The sequence below is a fragment of the Bacillus sp. MM2020_4 genome, assembly GCF_011250555.1.
Taxonomy (GTDB): Bacteria; Bacillota; Bacilli; order Bacillales; family Cytobacillaceae; genus Neobacillus.
This window is the reverse complement of sequence record NZ_JAANMZ010000002.1, coordinates 12,234-30,097: the sequence shown is the minus strand read 5'-3', so window position 1 is coordinate 30,097 and position 17,864 is coordinate 12,234. Positions and strand designations below refer to the sequence as shown.

Here is a 17,864-nt window from a genome sequence, read left to right as displayed (position 1 = left end):
GTGAAGGAAATGTATCCAAAGAACGGACGAGTCATTTTACATGTTGATATGAACAGCTTTTACGCTTCAGTTGAAATGGCTTATGACCCGACACTGAAGGGCAAACCATTGGCCATTGCCGGAAACGTTGAGGAGCGTAGAGGAATTATTGTCACCTGTAGCTATGAAGCAAGGAAGTTTGGCGTCAAAACAACGATGCCACTTTGGGAAGCGAAAAAGCTTTGTCCACAGTTAATTGTGAGGAGTCCCAATTTTGATCGATACAGAGCGGCATCGATGGGCATGTTTGAAATTCTTAGAAAATATACTGCACTCGTTGAACCTGTTTCCATCGATGAGGGGTATCTGGATATCACAGAAAGCTTTGAATTTGGCAGTCCGATTGAAATCGCCGAAAGTATTCAAAAACGAGTCTTTGAGCAGCTTGATTTACCTTGCAGTATCGGTATTGCCCCCAATAAATTTTTAGCTAAAATGGCGTCTGATATGAAGAAACCAATGGGGATAACCATCCTTCGTAAGCGTGATATTCCCAAGGTACTATGGCCCTTGAACACGAATGAAATGCATGGGGTTGGAAAAAAGACCGCGGAAAAACTGACAACGATAGCTATCTACACCATCGGTGATTTAGCAAAAGGAAATGAAATCCAACTGAAATCTCTCCTCGGCATTAACGGGCTTCGAATAAAAGACCGTGCAAATGGAATTGATCACCGCCCAGTTGACCCAGATTCAATAGAGGAGTTTAAAAGTATTGGGAATTCAACCACATTACCTCGAGATATTAGCAACCAACAAGAGCTTTTTCATGTGCTGGAAGCATTAGCGGAAACAGTTTCGATAAGGCTAAAGCGGAAAAATGTCCTAGCATCTGCATTAGCCATCACAATCCGGTATAAAGATCGGAAGACGATTACCAGAAGCAAAAAACTTCCGAATCCTATTCATCAAAAAGAAGAGGTTGCCGCGTTTGCCAAACAGCTTTTTCTAAAATCCTGGAATGGTGACCAGATCCGATTATTGGGGATTACTGGTAATGATTTAGTCGACCAAGATCATGCATACAGACAGTTAGATTTGTTTTCTTATGAGAAGGATGCAAAGAAAGAACCGCTGCTTAAAACACTTTCAAGTCTTCGCGATAAATATGGGAAAAATATTATTGAAAATGCAGGATCCCGTAATGTTGATCCTAATCATAAAATTGGAACTGGTACAAGCTTTAATAAAGACTTTCTTCGCTCTTTTCCTGAAAAAAATAAAGAAGATGATTAAAAAGCTCCACTTTGCTATAAGAACAAAGTGGAGCTTTATCGTATATGCCGCTATCAAAGGCTTAGCGCTTTTCTTACTTACATATATCTACATCTAAACCCGTTACTGGCCACCAGAATCTGCCGTCTTGTTCTAACAGTTCATCCGCTTCCTTAGGCCCCATTGACCCGGACTCATAATTAGGAAAGTTGGCCTTTGTCTTTTCCCATGCTTCTGAAATTTTATCAACAAAAGCCCAAGAATAGGCAACTTCATCCCAATGAGTGAAATTGGTGGCATCGCCGCGCATACAATCATATAGAAGTTTTTCATAACCTTCGGGAGTATTCATCGCATGAACCCCTGTATTAGCGAAGCTCAATTTCACTTCCTGTGCATCCAAATGCCCGCCTGCTTTTTTGGCATTCAGGTGCAGGGTTATCCCTTCCTCCGGTTGAATATGAATCACGAGTAAATTTGGATTTAGCAATTTATCAGTTTGATAATATAAATTCATCGGAATGTCCTTAAATTGAATCACAATTTTTGTTGACTTTGTGGTCATTCGTTTACCAGTACGGATGTAAAAAGGTACACCCGCCCAACGGAAATTATCAATCATGATTTTGCCGGCAACAAAGGTTTCGGTATTGGATTCTTGATCCACCATGACCTCATCACGATATTTTGGAACTTTCTTATCTTCTATTACGCCTTCGCCATATTGGCCGCGGACGAAATAGTCATTCACTTTATCCCCTTCGACTGTTCTTAACGCCCGGAATACTCTCACTTTTTCAGACCGGATTTCATCAGTTGTCAGATTAATTGGAGGTTCCATCGCAAGTAGCGCTACCATTTGCAGCATATGGTTTTGCAACATATCCCGTAAGGCTCCACTTGTTTCGTAATAACGGCCGCGTTCTTCGACCCCAAGTGTTTCACTTGATGTGATTTGAATATTGGAAATATATCGGTTATTCCATAGTGGTTCAAAGATGGCATTGGCAAAACGAATCACTTCGATGTTTCGAACCATCTCTTTCCCCAAATAATGGTCAATTCGGTAGACTTCTTTTTCTAAAAAAGCACTTCTAATTTGCTTGTTTAATTCCTTGGCAGATGCTAAGTCGTGTCCAAATGGTTTTTCAATTACAAGCCGTTTATAGCCTTTGACCTCTGTAAGCCCATCCGATTTTAGATGCACAGCAATGGGGCCGAAAAATTCCGGTGCCATGGCTAGATAAAAAATGCGGTTCCCTTCAAGCTGATAATTTTCGTCTATCTGGTCAGCAAACTTCCTTAACTGTATGTATGAGCTTGAATCTGCTACATCATGTGACTGATAGTAAAAATGGGAGATAAATTGATCAAGATTATCCTTATTCCCTAAAGCAGATACCACGGATTCCTTTACAGACTTCTGGAACTCATCGTTGGATAAAGTTCTTCGCGCCACACCAATCACCGCAAATTTATTTAGTTTGTTTTTTGAAAATAAGCGATAAAGGGAAGGAAATAACTTTCGTTTTGCTAAATCACCCGTTGCACCAAAAATCATAATTAACGAAGTCATGTTTTGTTCCACGTTTTGAACCCCTCTTCTAAAAGCCTGATTGCTCAGTAAATAGTTTTATCAAGTATTAAATTTATCTCTTTTGTCTAGGATTCGCAAATAGTTTGTTTTGCATGTAACAATTATTTTACACAAGAGCATCTGAACGATTATTGTGATATATTATCACTAGTAAATAACATGTGCGGATACGAAAGGAGTTATTTATTGTGGATATTTTTTTCTTAGGAACGGGAGCGGGAATGCCTGCCAAGCTTCGCAATGTAACATCGATCGCCTTTAAATTGCTGGAAGAGCGCGGAACTGTTTGGCTATTCGATGCAGGAGAAGCAACCCAGCATCAAATTTTACATACATCCATCAAACCACGAAGGATTGAAAAAATTTTTATTACTCACCTTCATGGTGACCATATATATGGTTTACCTGGTCTGTTGTCAAGCCGTTCTTTTCAAGGCGGGGAATCAGAGGTAACCGTGTACGGGCCAAAAGGGATAAGAGAATATATTCAAGTAAGTCTTTCTTTGAGTCAGACGTATTTAAAATATCAGTTGACGGTTATTGAAATCGAAGAGGGTATTATTTTTGAAGATGAACAATTTACAGTAGAGGCACGTCTGCTTGAACATGGTATCCCTTCATACGGTTATCGGATTTTTGAAAAGGATCGCCCGGGAACATTACTTGCTGATAAGCTTATGGTGGCAGGAGTACAGCCGGGGCCTATTTTCCGCAAAATAAAAAATGGTGAGAGTGTCACCCTTGAAGACGGCCGGGTAATTGAACCAGATGAGTTTTTAGGACCCGTGCAAAAGGGGCGCATTGTCACGATTCTTGGGGATACAAGGTATTGCGAAAATGCTCTGTTACTAGCAAAAAATGCTGATTTATTGATTCACGAGGCAACCTTCTCCAAAGGAGAGGAAAAGCTGGCATTTGATTATTTTCATTCGACCACCCATCAGGCTGCCGACATTGCCTTACGGGCAGGTTGTAAGCAGCTGTGTTTAACCCATATAAGTTCGCGCTACGATCGAAATGATTGGCGTGAATTGGTGAAGGAGGCAAAGGAAGTATTTGAGAATACGGAGATTGCCGAGGATTTTAAAGAAATGACTATTCCCCTTAAATAATAGAAGCACTTACCGTGAGGGCAGTGCTTCTATTTTGGAAATATTATATCCAACCACGTTCATATTGTATGGGTGCTTCGATGTTTACACCGAGTTCTTTTGCAGCTGTTCTTGGCCAGTACGGGTCGCGTAGTAATTCACGGGCTAAAAAGACCAAGTCCGCTCTGTCATTTTGTACTATTTCCTCTGCATGGTGTGGTGAAGTGATTAAACCTACTGCACCTGTAGCGATTTTAGCTCCATTCTTCAGCGTTTCCGAATATTTTACCTGATACCCTGGATAGACATGAATACGGGCTGGAACAACCGACCCAGAGCTGACATCAATTAAATCGACGCCTTGCTCTTTCATCCATTCGGCAAATACAATGTAATCTTCCGCGGTTAATCCCTCCTCATGATAATCATGAGCGGAAACTCTTACAAATAACGGACCGTTCCAAACAGTTTTAACCGCATCAATGACCTCACGAATGATCCGGTAACGATTTTCATTACTTCCGCCGTAATCATCGATTCTTTTATTGGATAGTGGTGAGAGAAATTCATTTAGCAAATATCCATGTGCACCGTGAAGCTCGATTACATCAAAGCCAGCTTTGGCAGCACGTTCTGCTCCTTTTTTAAAGGCATCGACAGTTTCAGCGATATCTGCTAAAGTCATCTCGTTAGGTGATTTCGATTCTTCATTAAAGGCAATAGCAGTTGGGGCGATAATATCGCCTTCTAAATTCGCTTTCCTGCCAGCATGGGCGAGTTGTATCCCTGTCTTGGCACCATGCTCCTTCATCAGATTCACGATCTCTTTCAATCCCTCTACATGTTCATCACTCCAGATGCCTAAATCCATAGGTGATATCCGGCCTTGTGGTGATACTGCCGTTGCCTCAACAATAATCAGGCCGACTTGCCCTACTGCTCTGGTTGTGTAATGAGTACGATGCCAGTTTTGGATGTGGCCGTCTTCGTTGTGGCTGGAATACATGCACATGGGTGACATTACGATTCTGTTTTTAAAAGTAACTCCCTTAATGGTATAGGGAGAAAATAATTTTGCCGCCATTTGAGAATCCCTCCTTTACATATCTAAACCCCTTTAGTATAACAAATGACGGGCAAATAATGTGATGTCCTGCTTTACTCTTTGTCTCGCAGTTCACTTAAACGGTAAGTGGTGCCCCGCCAGACAATGCCACCTCGTTTAAACGTAAGAAAACTTGCCCTGATAATTGAGTAAATAAAGAGAAGCGCTGTAATTGGTACTACAAGAAAAAGGGCAGCGGAGAAAACTGTCATTCGCTTGATGACCAAGACATATAGAATCCCGCTGGTAATAATATTTCCTAGGCTTAAGAGGACGATAAAGGTATTTCCAGAAAATATGGTCAGAAATGGAAGGACATTTGTGATAAACACGCCGAAAATAGAAAAGAAAACCATACTGATACGATAATTTAACCCAGCAAATGTATTTTTTTCAAGCCCGACAAAGGCCTCCTTTAAACTTCCATACCATTCTACTTCTATTAGGTGAAGTGCCGTGACAATTCGTTGGCGGAAGCCAGCCCTTTTCATTTGCATTCCTAGCTGCAAATCGTCATCGGGTCTCATTTTTATTTTTTTATGGGTACCAAATGATTCATACGCCGCTTTCGAAACAAGATTGAACGCTCCAATTCCTGTTCCAATCTTCGATTTTGGATTGTTTGCCATCCATGGCCGTTTAAAATAGGAAAAACCAAAGAGAAAAAAAGCAACAAATGACTTTAGCCAAAAACGGTTAGCGTTTAAATTTGGGGCTGCCGTTAAAAGATCTAACTGGTGTTTTTCAAAGTAATGCAGCGCCTTTCCGAATGCCTCCTTTTCAAATCTTACATCAGCATCGGTAAACAATAACCATTTTCCTGAAGCATTTAGCGTTCCTTTATACAAGGCATGATTCTTGCCAAGCCATCCTTCAGGTAATTCATTGATATGAAGTACATGTATGCGTGAATCTATTTCTTGCAGCTCGTTCATTATATTTCCAGTATTATCGGTGGAACGGTCATTAACCATGATCCATTCGACATGTTGATAGGTTTGCTTTAATTGGCTAAGCACACTTGCCTTGATTTGCTTTTCTTCATTTCGTGCCGCTATGATTACCGAAAGCACGGGACCCGGTGCGAGCTCCGCTTCTTTTTCAAGTGCGTCTAAATTTCGAAAACCAAGCAGTGCATCAATAAGAAAAACTAGCCACACAAGAATGCCTATTGTGAATAAAACGATTAGGATATTTTCCATTTCCTCAAGCCCTTTTTATATTGTTATAGCCCGCTATTTCCGAGCTTTACAATTAGTTTATGGCATCCGGGAATAAACATCCAATATTAAGAGGATTTTCCGACTTTGAGTTGTGAACAAAGGGCATTTCCCATCTTTTTCGATTGGGCTGTGGCTGCTTGAATACAAGAAATGAATGCTTGCTGCACCCCATGTTCCTCCAGAACCTTAACTCCTGCCTCTGTTGTTCCACCAGGGCTTGTCACTTCCCGTCTTAATTGTTCAGGTGATTTTGAGGAGTGCTTCACCATTTCTGCAGCGCCAATTAAAGTTTGGACAATGAGTTCTTGTGCCATTTCTTTTTCAAGGCCAATTTCAGCGGCACTATTTTCCATTGCCTCGATAAGATAATAAATATAGGCAGGGCCGCTTCCAGACAGTCCCGTTACCGCATCAAGTTGTTCTTCTTCAACAAATTTTGCTAATCCCACGGTTGCAAAGAGTTGTTTCGTGGTTTCGAGCTGCTTTTCGGAGACACGGCTATTTATGGCGATGGCGGTAGCCGATTTTCCAACCGCTGCCGAGGTGTTAGGCATGGCCCTGGCAATTGATAGTGAATTTTCCGCTAGTGATTCTATTGTAGTCATTGAAACCCCCGCTAAAACGGAAATCACCAGCATTTGCTTGGTTAAGTGATGACGAATGGTCGTGATTGCTGTGTCCGCATCTTTTGGTTTCATTGCCAACATAACCACATCGGCATTGTCAAAAAGTGTGTCTAAATCATACGTACTGCAAATGCCATATCGCTCATTAAGACTTTCCAACCTTTTTACATTTGAATGATTAGTCACCCAGATACTTTTCCGATCAATTAGTCCTTTTTCGAGAATACCTGAAATGAGCGCTTCGGCCATCGAACCGGCCCCAACAATGGCAATCTTTTTCATGACATTTCCCCCTTTTCTCATACAAAAAGACCCTTCATCCATAAAGGACGAAAGGTCTAGCTTCCGCGGTACCACCTTCATTTACCCTAATTTAATGGTTACAAACAGGGTTCACTTGATTCCCGATAACGTGGGAGGACGTTAGGTTTTCCTAAGTGCTCATAAGGTAGGTTCAATGATTAAGAGGGCGGTGAAGTCTTTCAGCCGTAGAACTTCACTCTCTTTCGCCGTTTCACATTTACTGGCCTTATTCATCGCTTTTTAACGAATCAAATTTTACTAGTGATTATCCTTGAAAAACAGCCTGTCTGTCAAGAGAAAAATAGTATGAATTTTTTATTTTTTCTAAAAAGTTATGTAAGAATAATGACATTTGGTGGAAAAATCGCTACACTGTATTTACTTAGATTTTTAACAGGTAAGGAGTTTTTATATGCCAGAATGGAAAAACGGAATTGCTAAGATTACTTTACCAACGCCTTTTGCAGTTGGTGATGTAAATGCCTATTTGATTAAAGGGGAGCGCTTAACTCTTGTAGATGCAGGAGTGAAAACGGATGAATGCTGGAATTCATTTGTAGGGCAGATGGCTGAATTACATTTAACTCCAAATGACATTGAACAAGTAGTGCTTACCCACCATCACCCTGACCACACCGGGATGCTTGACTTTTTTCCTGATTCAGTAGACGTGTTTGGCCATCCGCTGAATGAACGCTGGATTCATCCTACTGAAGAATTTTTCCAAATACAAGAAGAATTTTTCAAAGTGAACTTTCAAGAGTTCGGACTGTCAGCTGAGTATATCCCATTACTTTCTAAACTCAGAAAAACAGTGAAGTATTCGTGTAATCGTTCCTTAACCGGACATCTCGTTGAGGGGATGCAACCGCCGGGGTTGGGCGGCTGGCAGGTTATTGAAACACCAGGACATGCTCAAAGTCATATTGCCCTTTTTCGGGAAAAGGATGGGATCTTAATTGGCGGCGATCTCATTCTTGCTCATATTTCACCGAATCCACTGATGGAGCCGCCTGCCCCTGGTGAAAAAGAAAGGCCCAAATCGCAGTTACAGCTGAATGACTCGATGAGGAAACTTTTATTTTATCCGATTCAATGTGTCTATACAGGTCACGGTGAGGAGGTTTATCAGTTAGAGGAACTGATTAAAAAAAGACTTTCGCGGCAGCATGAGCGTGCGATGATGGTTAATAATTGGCTGAAGGAAGAGCAGCTTACAGTATTTGAAATTTGTAAACGGCTTTTTCCGACGGTTTATCAGCGTGAGCCGATGTTGACCATTTCGGAAACAGTTGCCCAGCTTGACTATTTAGCCTCTATCGGGGAAATTAGTAGTAGTAATAGTCAGCCCGTTCTCTTTCAAGCTAAATTGTAATCGTGCGGGCTTAGGCTCTGATGAGGTGTTAGGATGGTAAGGGATCAGTTAAAAGAGAAAAATGTTGTAATTACCGGGGCATCCGGTGGTATTGGGGCAGAAATTGCCAAGCTTTGTGCGGCAAGCGGGGCTAATCTAATTCTCCTGGCACGAAGCTTTGATAAGCTTGAGCAGATGCAATCCGATTTTCAACAAAAGTATCAAGTGAAAGTGGATGTTTTCAAACTTGATGTGTCAGACACCAATCAAGTTCAGATCGTTTTTGAGGCGATTTTTGATGCAATCGGAAACATTGATATTCTTGTGAATAATGCTGGCTTCGGAGTATTTCGTGAAGCCCATGAAGCTTCAATCGACGAAATTAAAGGGATGTTTGAAGTCAATGTGATTGGGCTGATGGCATGTACAAGCATGGTCTTACCAAAGATGCGCGCTCGTCGTTTTGGCCATATTATTAATATTGCTTCACAGGCTGGAAAGATTGCCACGCCAAAATCGAGTGTCTATTCCGCAACGAAACATGCCGTGCTTGGCTATTCAAATGCACTGCGAATGGAAATGGGTGATTACAATGTCCAAGTCACCACAGTAAATCCTGGGCCAATTGCCACCAATTTTTTCACCATCGCGGATGAAAAAGGTACTTATGTCAAAAGTGTGCAGCGGTTCATGCTGCAGCCGGAATTTGTTGCAGGTAAGGTTGTTGACAGCATGCTGACAAAAACGCGGGAAATCAATTTGCCGCGCTGGATGAACATGGGAAGTGCCGTTTATGTTCTTTTTCCACGGCTGTTTGAGCGTATTGGCAAACGAATGCTGAATTCTAAGTAATTGGCTGCCTTTTTAAAGGCAGTCTTTAATTTTGGGTTAATGGTATAATGGTTTAATCTATTAACATAGATGTCTTCCTGGAAAGGAGCAGTCATGTGGATATTAAAATAACGCAAAAAATGATTAAAGAGTTGTGCGGGGCTGTCTCCTTCAAACGGGGTGAGGCATTTTTCCGTGCGAATAAAGTAACCATTGAAAAATATAATCCTAATTGTTGTGAAGCTATCGTAGCGGGAACAGAGGATTTTCAAGTAGTGATTGAAAAGAAAGATGCAGATAGTTTTCAATCCAAGTGCAGTTGCCCCAAGCTTGCTTCATTTCAAAAGGACTGCCAGCATATTGCCGCGGTTTTGTTAGCAATTGACGATAATCATCGAAAAGTAACGATCCCGCTGGGCGACAGTACCAGCACTACAAACGACGAGCGGAATTTGGCCGGAGGTTTACTCAAAATTTTCAATAACCAGCCAAAACGGACAAGCGGTCATCAGCTTCATTTTGAAAACAGGCAAGTACTTGATGTGGAGTTTATCATTAAACCCGTTATGCTAGAATCGGAATCCTGCATGTTTGGAATTGAATTGTTCATCGAACAAACAAAGGTAGAAAATATCAGGCGTTTTCTAGAGGCTGTGAACCAGGGGCATTCAAGCTCGTTATTGTACAATCCAAGCCTTCACTGCTTCCAAAAAGAAGCTGATATCGTGATTCAGCATCTTATCCAGGTAGTTCAAGATGATCAGAGCCCATCAAATTACACTAGTACGGAGCTGCTGCTGCTTCCCTCATCTTCCTGGAAACAACTGCAGGCATTGCTTACCAGGGCACCATTGGTGAAATTGGAATATGAAGGTCATGTGTACGATGGATTGTCTGTAACAGATGAGCTGCCTCCTCTACAATTCGATTTTACTGAAGCGGAAGGTAACGGCTATTTGTTAAAAGTTAAAGGGCTATCGCGGATGATTTTATTTGAATTCTATGATTCTGTATTATCGGCTGGAAAAATCATCAGAATGAAAACCGAGGATTGTCAGCGGTTGGCGGATGTTAAACAGATGCTTGATGTTTCAGGAACGAATCAAATTTTCATTCCCCACGAGCAGATCCAGCATTTTTTCGAAAAAGTGATTCCGGGTTTAAAAAAATTAGGTCATGTTCAATTATCCACTTCGCTAGCAAGGGAATTTATGAAAACACCGCTGAATGCCAAGCTGTACCTTGATAGAGTGAAAAATCGTTTGCTCGCAGGTCTGGAGTTTCACTATGAAAATATTATCGTCAATCCCTTGGAGGAACGAGGTATTATTGCGGGTGCTAGAATCATTAGAGATGAAGAGAAGGAGAACGAAATTCTGGCGCTGATGGAGGAAAGTTCGTTCGCCAAAACCGAAGGCGGCTTTTTTTTACACAATGAGGAATTAGAATATGAATTTCTAACCCATGTTGTTCCGAAGCTGCAAAAGCTGGTGCAAATTTATGCGACCACTGCAGTGCGAAATCGAATTTTTCGCAGCAATACTCCTCCAGCCATTAGGGTGAGACTAAAAAAGGAACGGACGAATTGGCTGGAATTTAAGTTTGAACTAGATGGAATCTCACATCAGCAAATCAAAGAGATTCTAGCGGCACTGGAGGAAAAAAGGAAATATTATCGTCTGCGGAGCGGCTCGCTCCTTTCATTAGAATCCAACGAGTTTGGAGAAATTCAACGTTTTTTAAATGGGTTTTCGGTGGAAAATAAAAACCTGGAAAATGGCTTCGAGGTTTCAATTTTACAGGGGCTTCCATTGCTTGATTCAATTGATGAAAGTCACGTGCTTATAGTTGAGGACTCTTTCCGACAATTTCTTGATAACCTTATCCATCCTGAGGCTATGCAGTTTGAGGTACCTGAAAGCTTGGAATTCATTTTGCGTGACTATCAAAAACGTGGTTATCAATGGTTGAAAACGATGGCTCACTACGGGTTCGGCGGTATTCTTGCCGATGATATGGGGCTTGGTAAAACGCTGCAAAGTATTACGTTTATTTTATCAGAGCTTGCTGTTATTCGTGAAGAGAAACAGCCAGTCCTAGTTGTTTGTCCGTCCTCTTTATCATATAACTGGCTAAGCGAAATGATGAAATTTGCCCCGGAAATGGAAGTGGTTGTCGTGGATGGAAATCAAGCAGAACGGTACGATATCCAGAGAGAGGCCATGAATATGGATGTGATTATCACATCCTATCCGTTACTACGGCGAGATATTAAGTGGTATGAGAAACAAACCTTCCACACGGTCTTTTTCGATGAGGCACAAGCCTTTAAAAATCCAGTGACGCAAACCGCCCGGGCAGTAAAAAGACTTAAATCCAATTTCCGTTTCGCGCTTACCGGTACACCAGTGGAGAATTCAACGGAAGAGCTCTGGTCTATTTTTCATGTTGTTTTTCCCGAACTATTCAAGGGATTGAAGGAATTCAGCAATCTTACGAGGAAAAAAATCGCACGAAGGGTCCGCCCCTTTTTGCTACGCAGGATGAAGGAGGATGTGGCTTCCGAGCTTCCAGAAAAATTGGAATTTGTCGAGCTGGCTGAACTGCTTCCAGAGCAAAAGAAATTGTATGCTGCTTATTTGGCCAAGCTGAGGGAAGATACGCTGAAGCATCTCGATAAAGATACGATTCGGAAAAATAGAATCAAAATTCTTGCTGGCTTGACAAGATTACGGCAAATTTGTTGTCATCCGGCGTTGTTTGTGGATGGGTACAAGGGCGGCTCCGCGAAATTTGACATGCTAATGAGTATTGTAGAGGAATCCAGGCTATCCGGTCGAAGAGTACTGATTTTCTCCCAGTTCACGAAAATGCTTCAGCTGATTGGAAGGAATTTAGCGGAAAAGGGACTGCCCTTTTTCTACTTGGATGGCGGAACTCCTTCCGAAAATCGATTGGAGATTTGCCGGCAATTTAATGAAGGAGAACGTGACTTCTTCTTGATCTCTTTGAAGGCCGGGGGAACAGGGCTTAATTTGACGGGAGCGGATACGGTCATTTTGTATGATATCTGGTGGAATCCAGCCGTTGAGGCGCAGGCAGCTGACCGAGCGCACCGCATCGGCCAGAAAAATGCCGTTCAAGTGATTAAGCTTATAACCCGTGGAACCATTGAAGAGAAGATTAGTGAATTACAGGACAAAAAAAGATATTTGATTAAGGAAATTATTGATTCTAAGGAGCAACGTAGTTCTACTTTGACGGAAGATGACATTATGGAAATCCTGTCTTAAAAAATATTCATGTGGACAGTTTTCATAGATCATTGATGATTAATGTCCTCATGGTATCATCATGAGGACAATCAACCTGCTAAAAACTCATATACGACATCATTTACAACCTCAAATAAATCCGCAGTTGGATCTTCTTCTTTTATTTGAAAAATCCGCCCAGCCAGATCTTTTAAATCACTATCACTAATCGGTACCATATCCGCCTCATAATACTGTTTAAAACAATTCCTGATCATTTTGAGCACAAGCTTTTTCTCCATCGACGCACACCTCTCCAAACAGTATATCTCTTTTCTTAATCAGAATCCTGCGAAAAATTTCCATTGAACACGAACGCATATTCGCTTATGATATTATATATAATATAAAGGAACGTATGTTCCTAAAAGTAAGTATGGGGGAAAGGTCATGGTCGATTACAACGCATTACCGAAAAGTAAAATTTTATGCGTCGACATGAAGAGTTTCTATGCAAGCTGTGCCGCTGTCATACTCGGGCTCGACCCTTTGAATTGCTATCTGGCAGTGGTTGGGAACAAGGAGCGGCAAGGGAGTGTCGTGCTTGCTGCCTCACCACGGCTCAAAAAAGAATTTGGCATCAAAACCGGATCTAGGGGTTTTGAGATTCCCGACGATCCGCGTATCCAAATTGAGGAGCCCAAAATGGCAACCTATTTGCGGATTGCAACAGAAATTTCCCGTGTGTTTAATCGCTATGTACCAAAAGAGGCCATTCATGTCTATAGCGTCGATGAAAGCTTTATTAAAGTCGACGGTGCCATTCATTTGTGGGGTGATGCCCACACGATTGCTCAAAAAATAAAAAATGACATTGAGCGGGAGTTTCAGCTCCCGTGTGCCGTTGGAATTGGCCCCAATATGTTACTCTCGAAGCTTTGCCTTGATCTTGATGCCAAGAAAAAAGGAATAGCTGAATGGACGTACGAAGATGTCGAGACAAAGCTTTGGAACGTATCGCCGCTCCGGGAAATGTGGGGAATTGGCAGGCGTGTTGAGAAAACATTAAATGGCATGGGCATCTTCACGGTTGGGCAGCTAGCCCGCTATGATTTAGAAAAGCTGGAAAAGAAATTCGGCATTATGGGGAACCAGCTTTATTATCACGCCTGGGGGGTCGATCTTTCCGATTTAGGCGCACCACTCATTCAAGGACAGATCAGCTTTGGAAAAAGCCAAATTTTATTAAGGGATTATAAAGAGGAAGAGGAAATTAAGGCGGTTATTCTAGAAATGTGTGAAGAGGTCGCCCGAAGAGCACGGACGCATCGCAAAGCGGGGAGAACGATTAGTCTCGGAGTTGGCTACAGTCAAGATGAATTTGGCGGCGGCTTTCATCGCTCCAGAACCATCCAGCAGCCAACGAATGTGACAATGGAGCTTTACCGCGTTTGCCTTGAACTGTTTCATGAGCATTATACCGGGAAGACGGTACGGCAGATTTCGCTAGCCATCAGTAATATTATCGATGACCATGAGCTTCAGCTTGACCTCTTTGATATGGGTGCTTATAAGAGGCGGGAGCTTGGCTATGTAGTGGATTCTGTCCGCAAGCGCTTTGGCTCAGGTTCACTCCTGCGTGCTGTATCCTATACGGCTGCAGGAACAGCCAAGCACCGTGCAACGTTAGTTGGCGGACATAAAAGGTAGTAAGAAAAGCGTAAGCGCCTTGCCCAGGGGCGACAAGCATAAGACGAGCCGGCGAGAAGGTTGCTCTTTAACCTTCTTGACGGATTGGCTTATGACCTCGAGCCCTAGGCGCTTACGCTTGACAGAGGGAGGTAGAAACGGTATGATTCGCGACCGTGGGAGAATCAAATGGACGTCAATGATGCTTCCTGAACATGTGAAATTGCTCAGGGATTGGGTAAAAGAAGATGGATACGAACAGAAACGAGAAATGGATGAGCAACAGCTGGAACTCATGAACGAAACCTTATCTGAGGCAATTGAGTTCGATCAATTCGTTACGATTACTCATTATCAAAATCGAAATTATGAAATTGTAATTGGAAAAATTCATTACTGGGATGAACTAACACAAAGGCTTCATGTGATAGATCGCTTTGAAGAGGTGCACCGGATTCCAACTAATGCAATTGCCGACATCAGGATGACAGATGCATAAAAAAAGCGGCCCCAAACGGATGCCGCTCTTCTCTCCTTTAATCCTCTTTTGGAACACGAACTTGGGATTGGAAATTCCCTTTATGCGAGCCATCACAAAACGGTTTATTTTTAGACAAACCACAACGGCAAAGAGAAAAAGAAGGTTTTGTTGTATATACGTTGCCTTCACCATCTAACAATTCTACATCACCAGTAATTCGCAGCGAACCATTATCGTTTACCTTAATTTGAATCTTTGACATAAAGAGCACCCCTTTAATACGTAATTAGTTTGAGAATAACTGGAATAACAGGGAAATGCAAACAAAAGGCGGTCAAGCAGAACAATAAGCAGTGTTTAAAAACTGTGATACAATCATTGTATGCATAGTAAGGGGGGTTTTACGTATGGAAATAATCATAACAGAAGCAGCAGCTGAAAAAATAAATGCGAGAACAGAGAGTAGAGAAGGGTATCTAAAACTAAAATACGATACAGACGGCTGTGGTTGTGCCGTAAATGGTGTTGTTGCCTTGTGGTTTGTTCCGGAAACAGCAGACGATGAAATCGCCATCGAAACAAATGACAGAACCGTTTATCTAGAAAAGTCAAAAATGGTTTTCTTTGATGAGCAAATGAAGATTGATTTTTCGCGAAGCACCAATTCCTTCCAATTAAAAAGTCCACAACAAATGTTAAATGGATACATGAGCCTGATTGTCAAAGAAAAAACAGACTGATCCCAAATGGGCAGTCTGTTTTTTAACTAGGTAAGGCAGGATCAATATATTTCTGTAAAAACTCATCAATGACCCGTTCATAATCAGCACGATTTTCGTTAAAGGATTGGGCATGTCGGCCGTTTTCAGCGATATATAGCATCTTTGGGCCCTTTTTTTGTTCAAATAAATCCTTCGACATGGATGGCAAAATAAAGTCGTCTTTTCGGCTATGGATAAAAAGGACAGGATGTTTGATATTTTCAATCACCGAAATCGGTGAGACGTTTCGAATTGAATATTTGTCTCGCAGCCGTAAAAGGGCATCCCCAATCGGCAGTAAAAGACCAGGGATAAGCTTGAAGTCTTTTTTTATCAAGTAGGCAAGCTGCTCCTTAAAATCAGAGAATGGACAATCGGCAATATAAAAATCAGCACCGTCCTCAAGAAGCCCGGCGTATAACAGCATGGTAGCGGCCCCCATTGATTCACCGTGGATACCAAGTTCCAATTCAGACCCTTTCTCCCTTTTGAGCCAGTCAACGACCGTTTTTAAATCGAATTTTTCATAATGGCCGAAGCTGGTCGTCTTGCCTCCGGATTCCCCATGGCGGCGATGGTCATAAATTAAAGCATTAAACCCGCGCTCTAAGAAAAGGTTCGCATATTTAATCGAATTGATTTTCGTTTCTGTTACACCATGTGAAATGATGATATAGCGATTGGTCTTATGCGGCTCTACCAGAACGGCTTTAATCATATAGCCAAATGGAGAGGGGATATCAACATCCCGCTTAGGCAAGGATTCAAATTCATCAGGTTTATACCTGCCTGCTTCCTTTTCCCGCCGTAAAATCAATTCCTCATCCTTCTTTTTCATATACATGACACGATTTGTAAAATATAATGCAAGTGATAACCAGAAAAATAACAACACAAACAGGGCTCGAAATGCCTTCCTCAATAAAGGCCACCTCCCGAAGTATGATTTTAAATAGGATATGGTAAACAAGTTCTCTATGTCCATAAATTAACAATTTTTATTGTAACATGAAAAAAGCCGCGGACACCAATGGGCGGCTTCTAAGTTTCGAGGATCCTTTATTGCTCTGAATTCTGCCTTTTCGTTGGGTGCAGGGCTTTTTCAAGTTCTTCGGCGGCGATCATCCGCTTGCCTCCACCTGCTGTATCAGCATAGTTTTTCCCGCTTTGACTGTTTCCTTTATCGCGTTTTTGGCTCATGAATATAATCTCCCTTCAAAGTTAGTCCCATTTAATAAGATGGATTAGTAGAAGATTGATTATTCATGATAAAAATATTCTAGACAATTTGGGCATGAAGCCGATAGTAGCCGGTTTCAATCTGCCTTGATAGATGTGGGCGAACAATTTCAATCGCATCCATCAACTTTTTAAGATTAACAGAGGTATCAATCCCCATCCGCTCAAGCATATAAACAACATCCTCCGTCGCAGCATTTCCGCTCGCACCCGGTGCAAACGGACAGCCGCCAAGCCCACCTGCAGAGGTATCGAACCGATCAATCCCAGCCTGAAGGGAAGCAAAAATATTTGCAAGGGCAAGCTTCCTCGTGTCATGGAAATGGGCGGTTAAGAGGATGTCAGGGAAAACTGCTTTTAATTTAGAAAATAAAGAGTAGGCTTCATTCGGTGAAGCCATCCCAATCGTATCTGCTACGCTTAATTCATCAACCCCTGCCTCGACAAATTCACGGCAAAGCGCTAACGTATCACTTTCATTGATTTTCCCTTCATAAGGACAATAAAACGATGTTGAAATGCAGGCACGGACAAAATAATTTTTTTGTTTTAATTCGTGGATCATTGGTTTCAGCTCTGACATACTATCCTCAGTTGTCTTGTTAATATTTTTACGATTAAAGCTGTTACTGACACCAACGAACACAGCAACAGCTTTACAGTTAGTAGAATAGAGCCGGTCAATCCCTTTACGGTTTGGGGCTAAAACAATATCTCGAGAATTTCCGTCAAGGCAGTCGGCCACAATTTCAGCAGCATCCCCCATCTGTGGAACCCATTTGGGTGACACAAATGAAGTCAACTCCATCTCCTGCAAACCGGCTTCCCTTAAACCAGCTATAAATTGTTTTTTTATTTCAGTCGGTACGAATAACTTCTCATTTTGCAGCCCATCACGTGGTCCAACCTCAATAATCGTCACTTTTTTAGGTAAAGTAAACATCATGATCTACCTCCATTCTTCATACTTTCATTGTAGTGGGTTTAATTTCAAAAAATCAAGAATTATAGAAATTTTGACAAAATAAGAGGATTTTCTTTTGTTTTCCTAGA

The 17,864-nt window shown here is 41.8% G+C and carries 17 protein-coding genes and 1 other annotated feature; of the genes, 8 read left to right on the top strand and 9 right to left on the bottom strand.

Translation table 11 applies throughout. The features are described from left to right. Positions 1-1,278, top strand: coding sequence for a DNA polymerase IV (locus G6554_RS01930; protein ID WP_166238210.1), 1,278 nt, complete (start codon positions 1-3; stop codon positions 1,276-1,278). Positions 1,279-1,351: 73 nt separating this feature from the next. Here the strand turns inward: G6554_RS01930 and zwf are convergent, their stop codons facing one another. Beyond that, positions 1,352-2,818 (bottom strand): glucose-6-phosphate dehydrogenase, encoded by a 1,467-nt coding sequence (gene zwf / locus G6554_RS01925; protein ID WP_242637824.1) that lies wholly within the window; start codon positions 2,816-2,818, stop codon positions 1,352-1,354. A gap of 224 nt (positions 2,819-3,042) precedes the next feature. Here zwf and rnz point away from each other — a divergent pair, with 224 nt between their 5' ends. Beyond that, a complete protein-coding gene (gene rnz / locus G6554_RS01920) occupies positions 3,043-3,966 on the top strand; it encodes a ribonuclease Z (RefSeq protein WP_166238208.1) in 924 nt (307 codons plus the stop codon). 43 nt (positions 3,967-4,009) lie between these two features. On the opposite strand, the gene namA is transcribed toward rnz, so the two are convergent. The 3 genes from namA to proC form a co-directional block, all read right to left on the bottom strand. Further along, on the bottom strand, positions 4,010-5,029 hold the full coding sequence (namA, locus tag G6554_RS01915; RefSeq protein WP_166238206.1) for an NADPH dehydrogenase NamA: 1,020 nt from the start codon (positions 5,027-5,029) through the stop codon (positions 4,010-4,012). Between the two features lie 74 nt (positions 5,030-5,103). Then, entirely contained in the window at positions 5,104-6,252 is a 1,149-nt protein-coding gene (locus G6554_RS01910) for a glycosyltransferase family 2 protein (RefSeq protein WP_207627493.1), read from the bottom strand. Positions 6,253-6,338: 86 nt separating this feature from the next. Continuing rightward, on the bottom strand, positions 6,339-7,181 hold the full coding sequence (gene proC, locus G6554_RS01905) for a pyrroline-5-carboxylate reductase (RefSeq protein WP_166238204.1): 843 nt from the start codon (positions 7,179-7,181) through the stop codon (positions 6,339-6,341). Positions 7,182-7,221: 40 nt separating this feature from the next. Then, positions 7,222-7,445: a binding site (T-box leader), on the bottom strand. 169 nt (positions 7,446-7,614) lie between these two features. Between proC and G6554_RS01900 the strand changes: the two genes are divergently transcribed. The 3 genes from G6554_RS01900 to G6554_RS01890 all read left to right on the top strand — a co-directional run bounded on the left by G6554_RS01900 (position 7,615) and on the right by G6554_RS01890 (position 12,680). Further along, entirely contained in the window at positions 7,615-8,577 is a 963-nt protein-coding gene (locus tag G6554_RS01900) for an MBL fold metallo-hydrolase (protein WP_166238202.1), read from the top strand. Between the two features lie 33 nt (positions 8,578-8,610). Beyond that, positions 8,611-9,408 (top strand): SDR family NAD(P)-dependent oxidoreductase, encoded by a 798-nt coding sequence (locus tag G6554_RS01895; RefSeq protein ID WP_166238200.1) that lies wholly within the window; start codon positions 8,611-8,613, stop codon positions 9,406-9,408. A 95-nt stretch (positions 9,409-9,503) separates the two neighbouring features. After that, a complete protein-coding gene (locus tag G6554_RS01890) occupies positions 9,504-12,680 on the top strand; it encodes an SNF2 helicase associated domain-containing protein (protein ID WP_166238198.1) in 3,177 nt (1,058 codons plus the stop codon). A 71-nt stretch (positions 12,681-12,751) separates the two neighbouring features. On the opposite strand, the gene G6554_RS01885 is transcribed toward G6554_RS01890, so the two are convergent. Beyond that, positions 12,752-12,943, bottom strand: a complete 192-nt coding sequence (locus G6554_RS01885; RefSeq protein ID WP_166238196.1) for a YqzH family protein — start codon at positions 12,941-12,943, stop codon at positions 12,752-12,754. Between the two features lie 148 nt (positions 12,944-13,091). Here G6554_RS01885 and G6554_RS01880 point away from each other — a divergent pair, with 148 nt between their 5' ends. Further along, a complete protein-coding gene (locus G6554_RS01880; RefSeq protein ID WP_166238194.1) occupies positions 13,092-14,351 on the top strand; it encodes a Y-family DNA polymerase in 1,260 nt (419 codons plus the stop codon). A 142-nt stretch (positions 14,352-14,493) separates the two neighbouring features. Next, a complete protein-coding gene (locus G6554_RS01875; RefSeq protein WP_166238192.1) occupies positions 14,494-14,829 on the top strand; it encodes a YolD-like family protein in 336 nt (111 codons plus the stop codon). A 37-nt stretch (positions 14,830-14,866) separates the two neighbouring features. Here G6554_RS01875 and G6554_RS01870 read toward each other — a convergent pair whose 3' ends face one another. Continuing rightward, positions 14,867-15,073, bottom strand: coding sequence for a CDGSH iron-sulfur domain-containing protein (locus G6554_RS01870; RefSeq protein ID WP_166238190.1), 207 nt, complete (start codon positions 15,071-15,073; stop codon positions 14,867-14,869). A 145-nt stretch (positions 15,074-15,218) separates the two neighbouring features. Between G6554_RS01870 and G6554_RS01865 the strand changes: the two genes are divergently transcribed. Further along, on the top strand, positions 15,219-15,551 hold the full coding sequence (locus G6554_RS01865; RefSeq protein ID WP_166238188.1) for an iron-sulfur cluster biosynthesis family protein: 333 nt from the start codon (positions 15,219-15,221) through the stop codon (positions 15,549-15,551). 22 nt (positions 15,552-15,573) lie between these two features. Here G6554_RS01865 and G6554_RS01860 read toward each other — a convergent pair whose 3' ends face one another. From G6554_RS01860 to G6554_RS01850, 3 genes are all read right to left on the bottom strand, one after another. Continuing rightward, positions 15,574-16,494: an alpha/beta hydrolase gene (locus G6554_RS01860; RefSeq protein WP_166238185.1), complete on the bottom strand. Its 921-nt coding sequence runs from the start codon at positions 16,492-16,494 to the stop codon at positions 15,574-15,576. A gap of 137 nt (positions 16,495-16,631) precedes the next feature. Beyond that, positions 16,632-16,772: a hypothetical protein gene (locus tag G6554_RS01855; RefSeq protein WP_007084956.1), complete on the bottom strand. Its 141-nt coding sequence runs from the start codon at positions 16,770-16,772 to the stop codon at positions 16,632-16,634. 79 nt (positions 16,773-16,851) lie between these two features. Beyond that, positions 16,852-17,754, bottom strand: a complete 903-nt coding sequence (locus G6554_RS01850; protein ID WP_481747895.1) for a hydroxymethylglutaryl-CoA lyase — start codon at positions 17,752-17,754, stop codon at positions 16,852-16,854. Positions 17,755-17,864 lie beyond the last annotated feature (110 nt).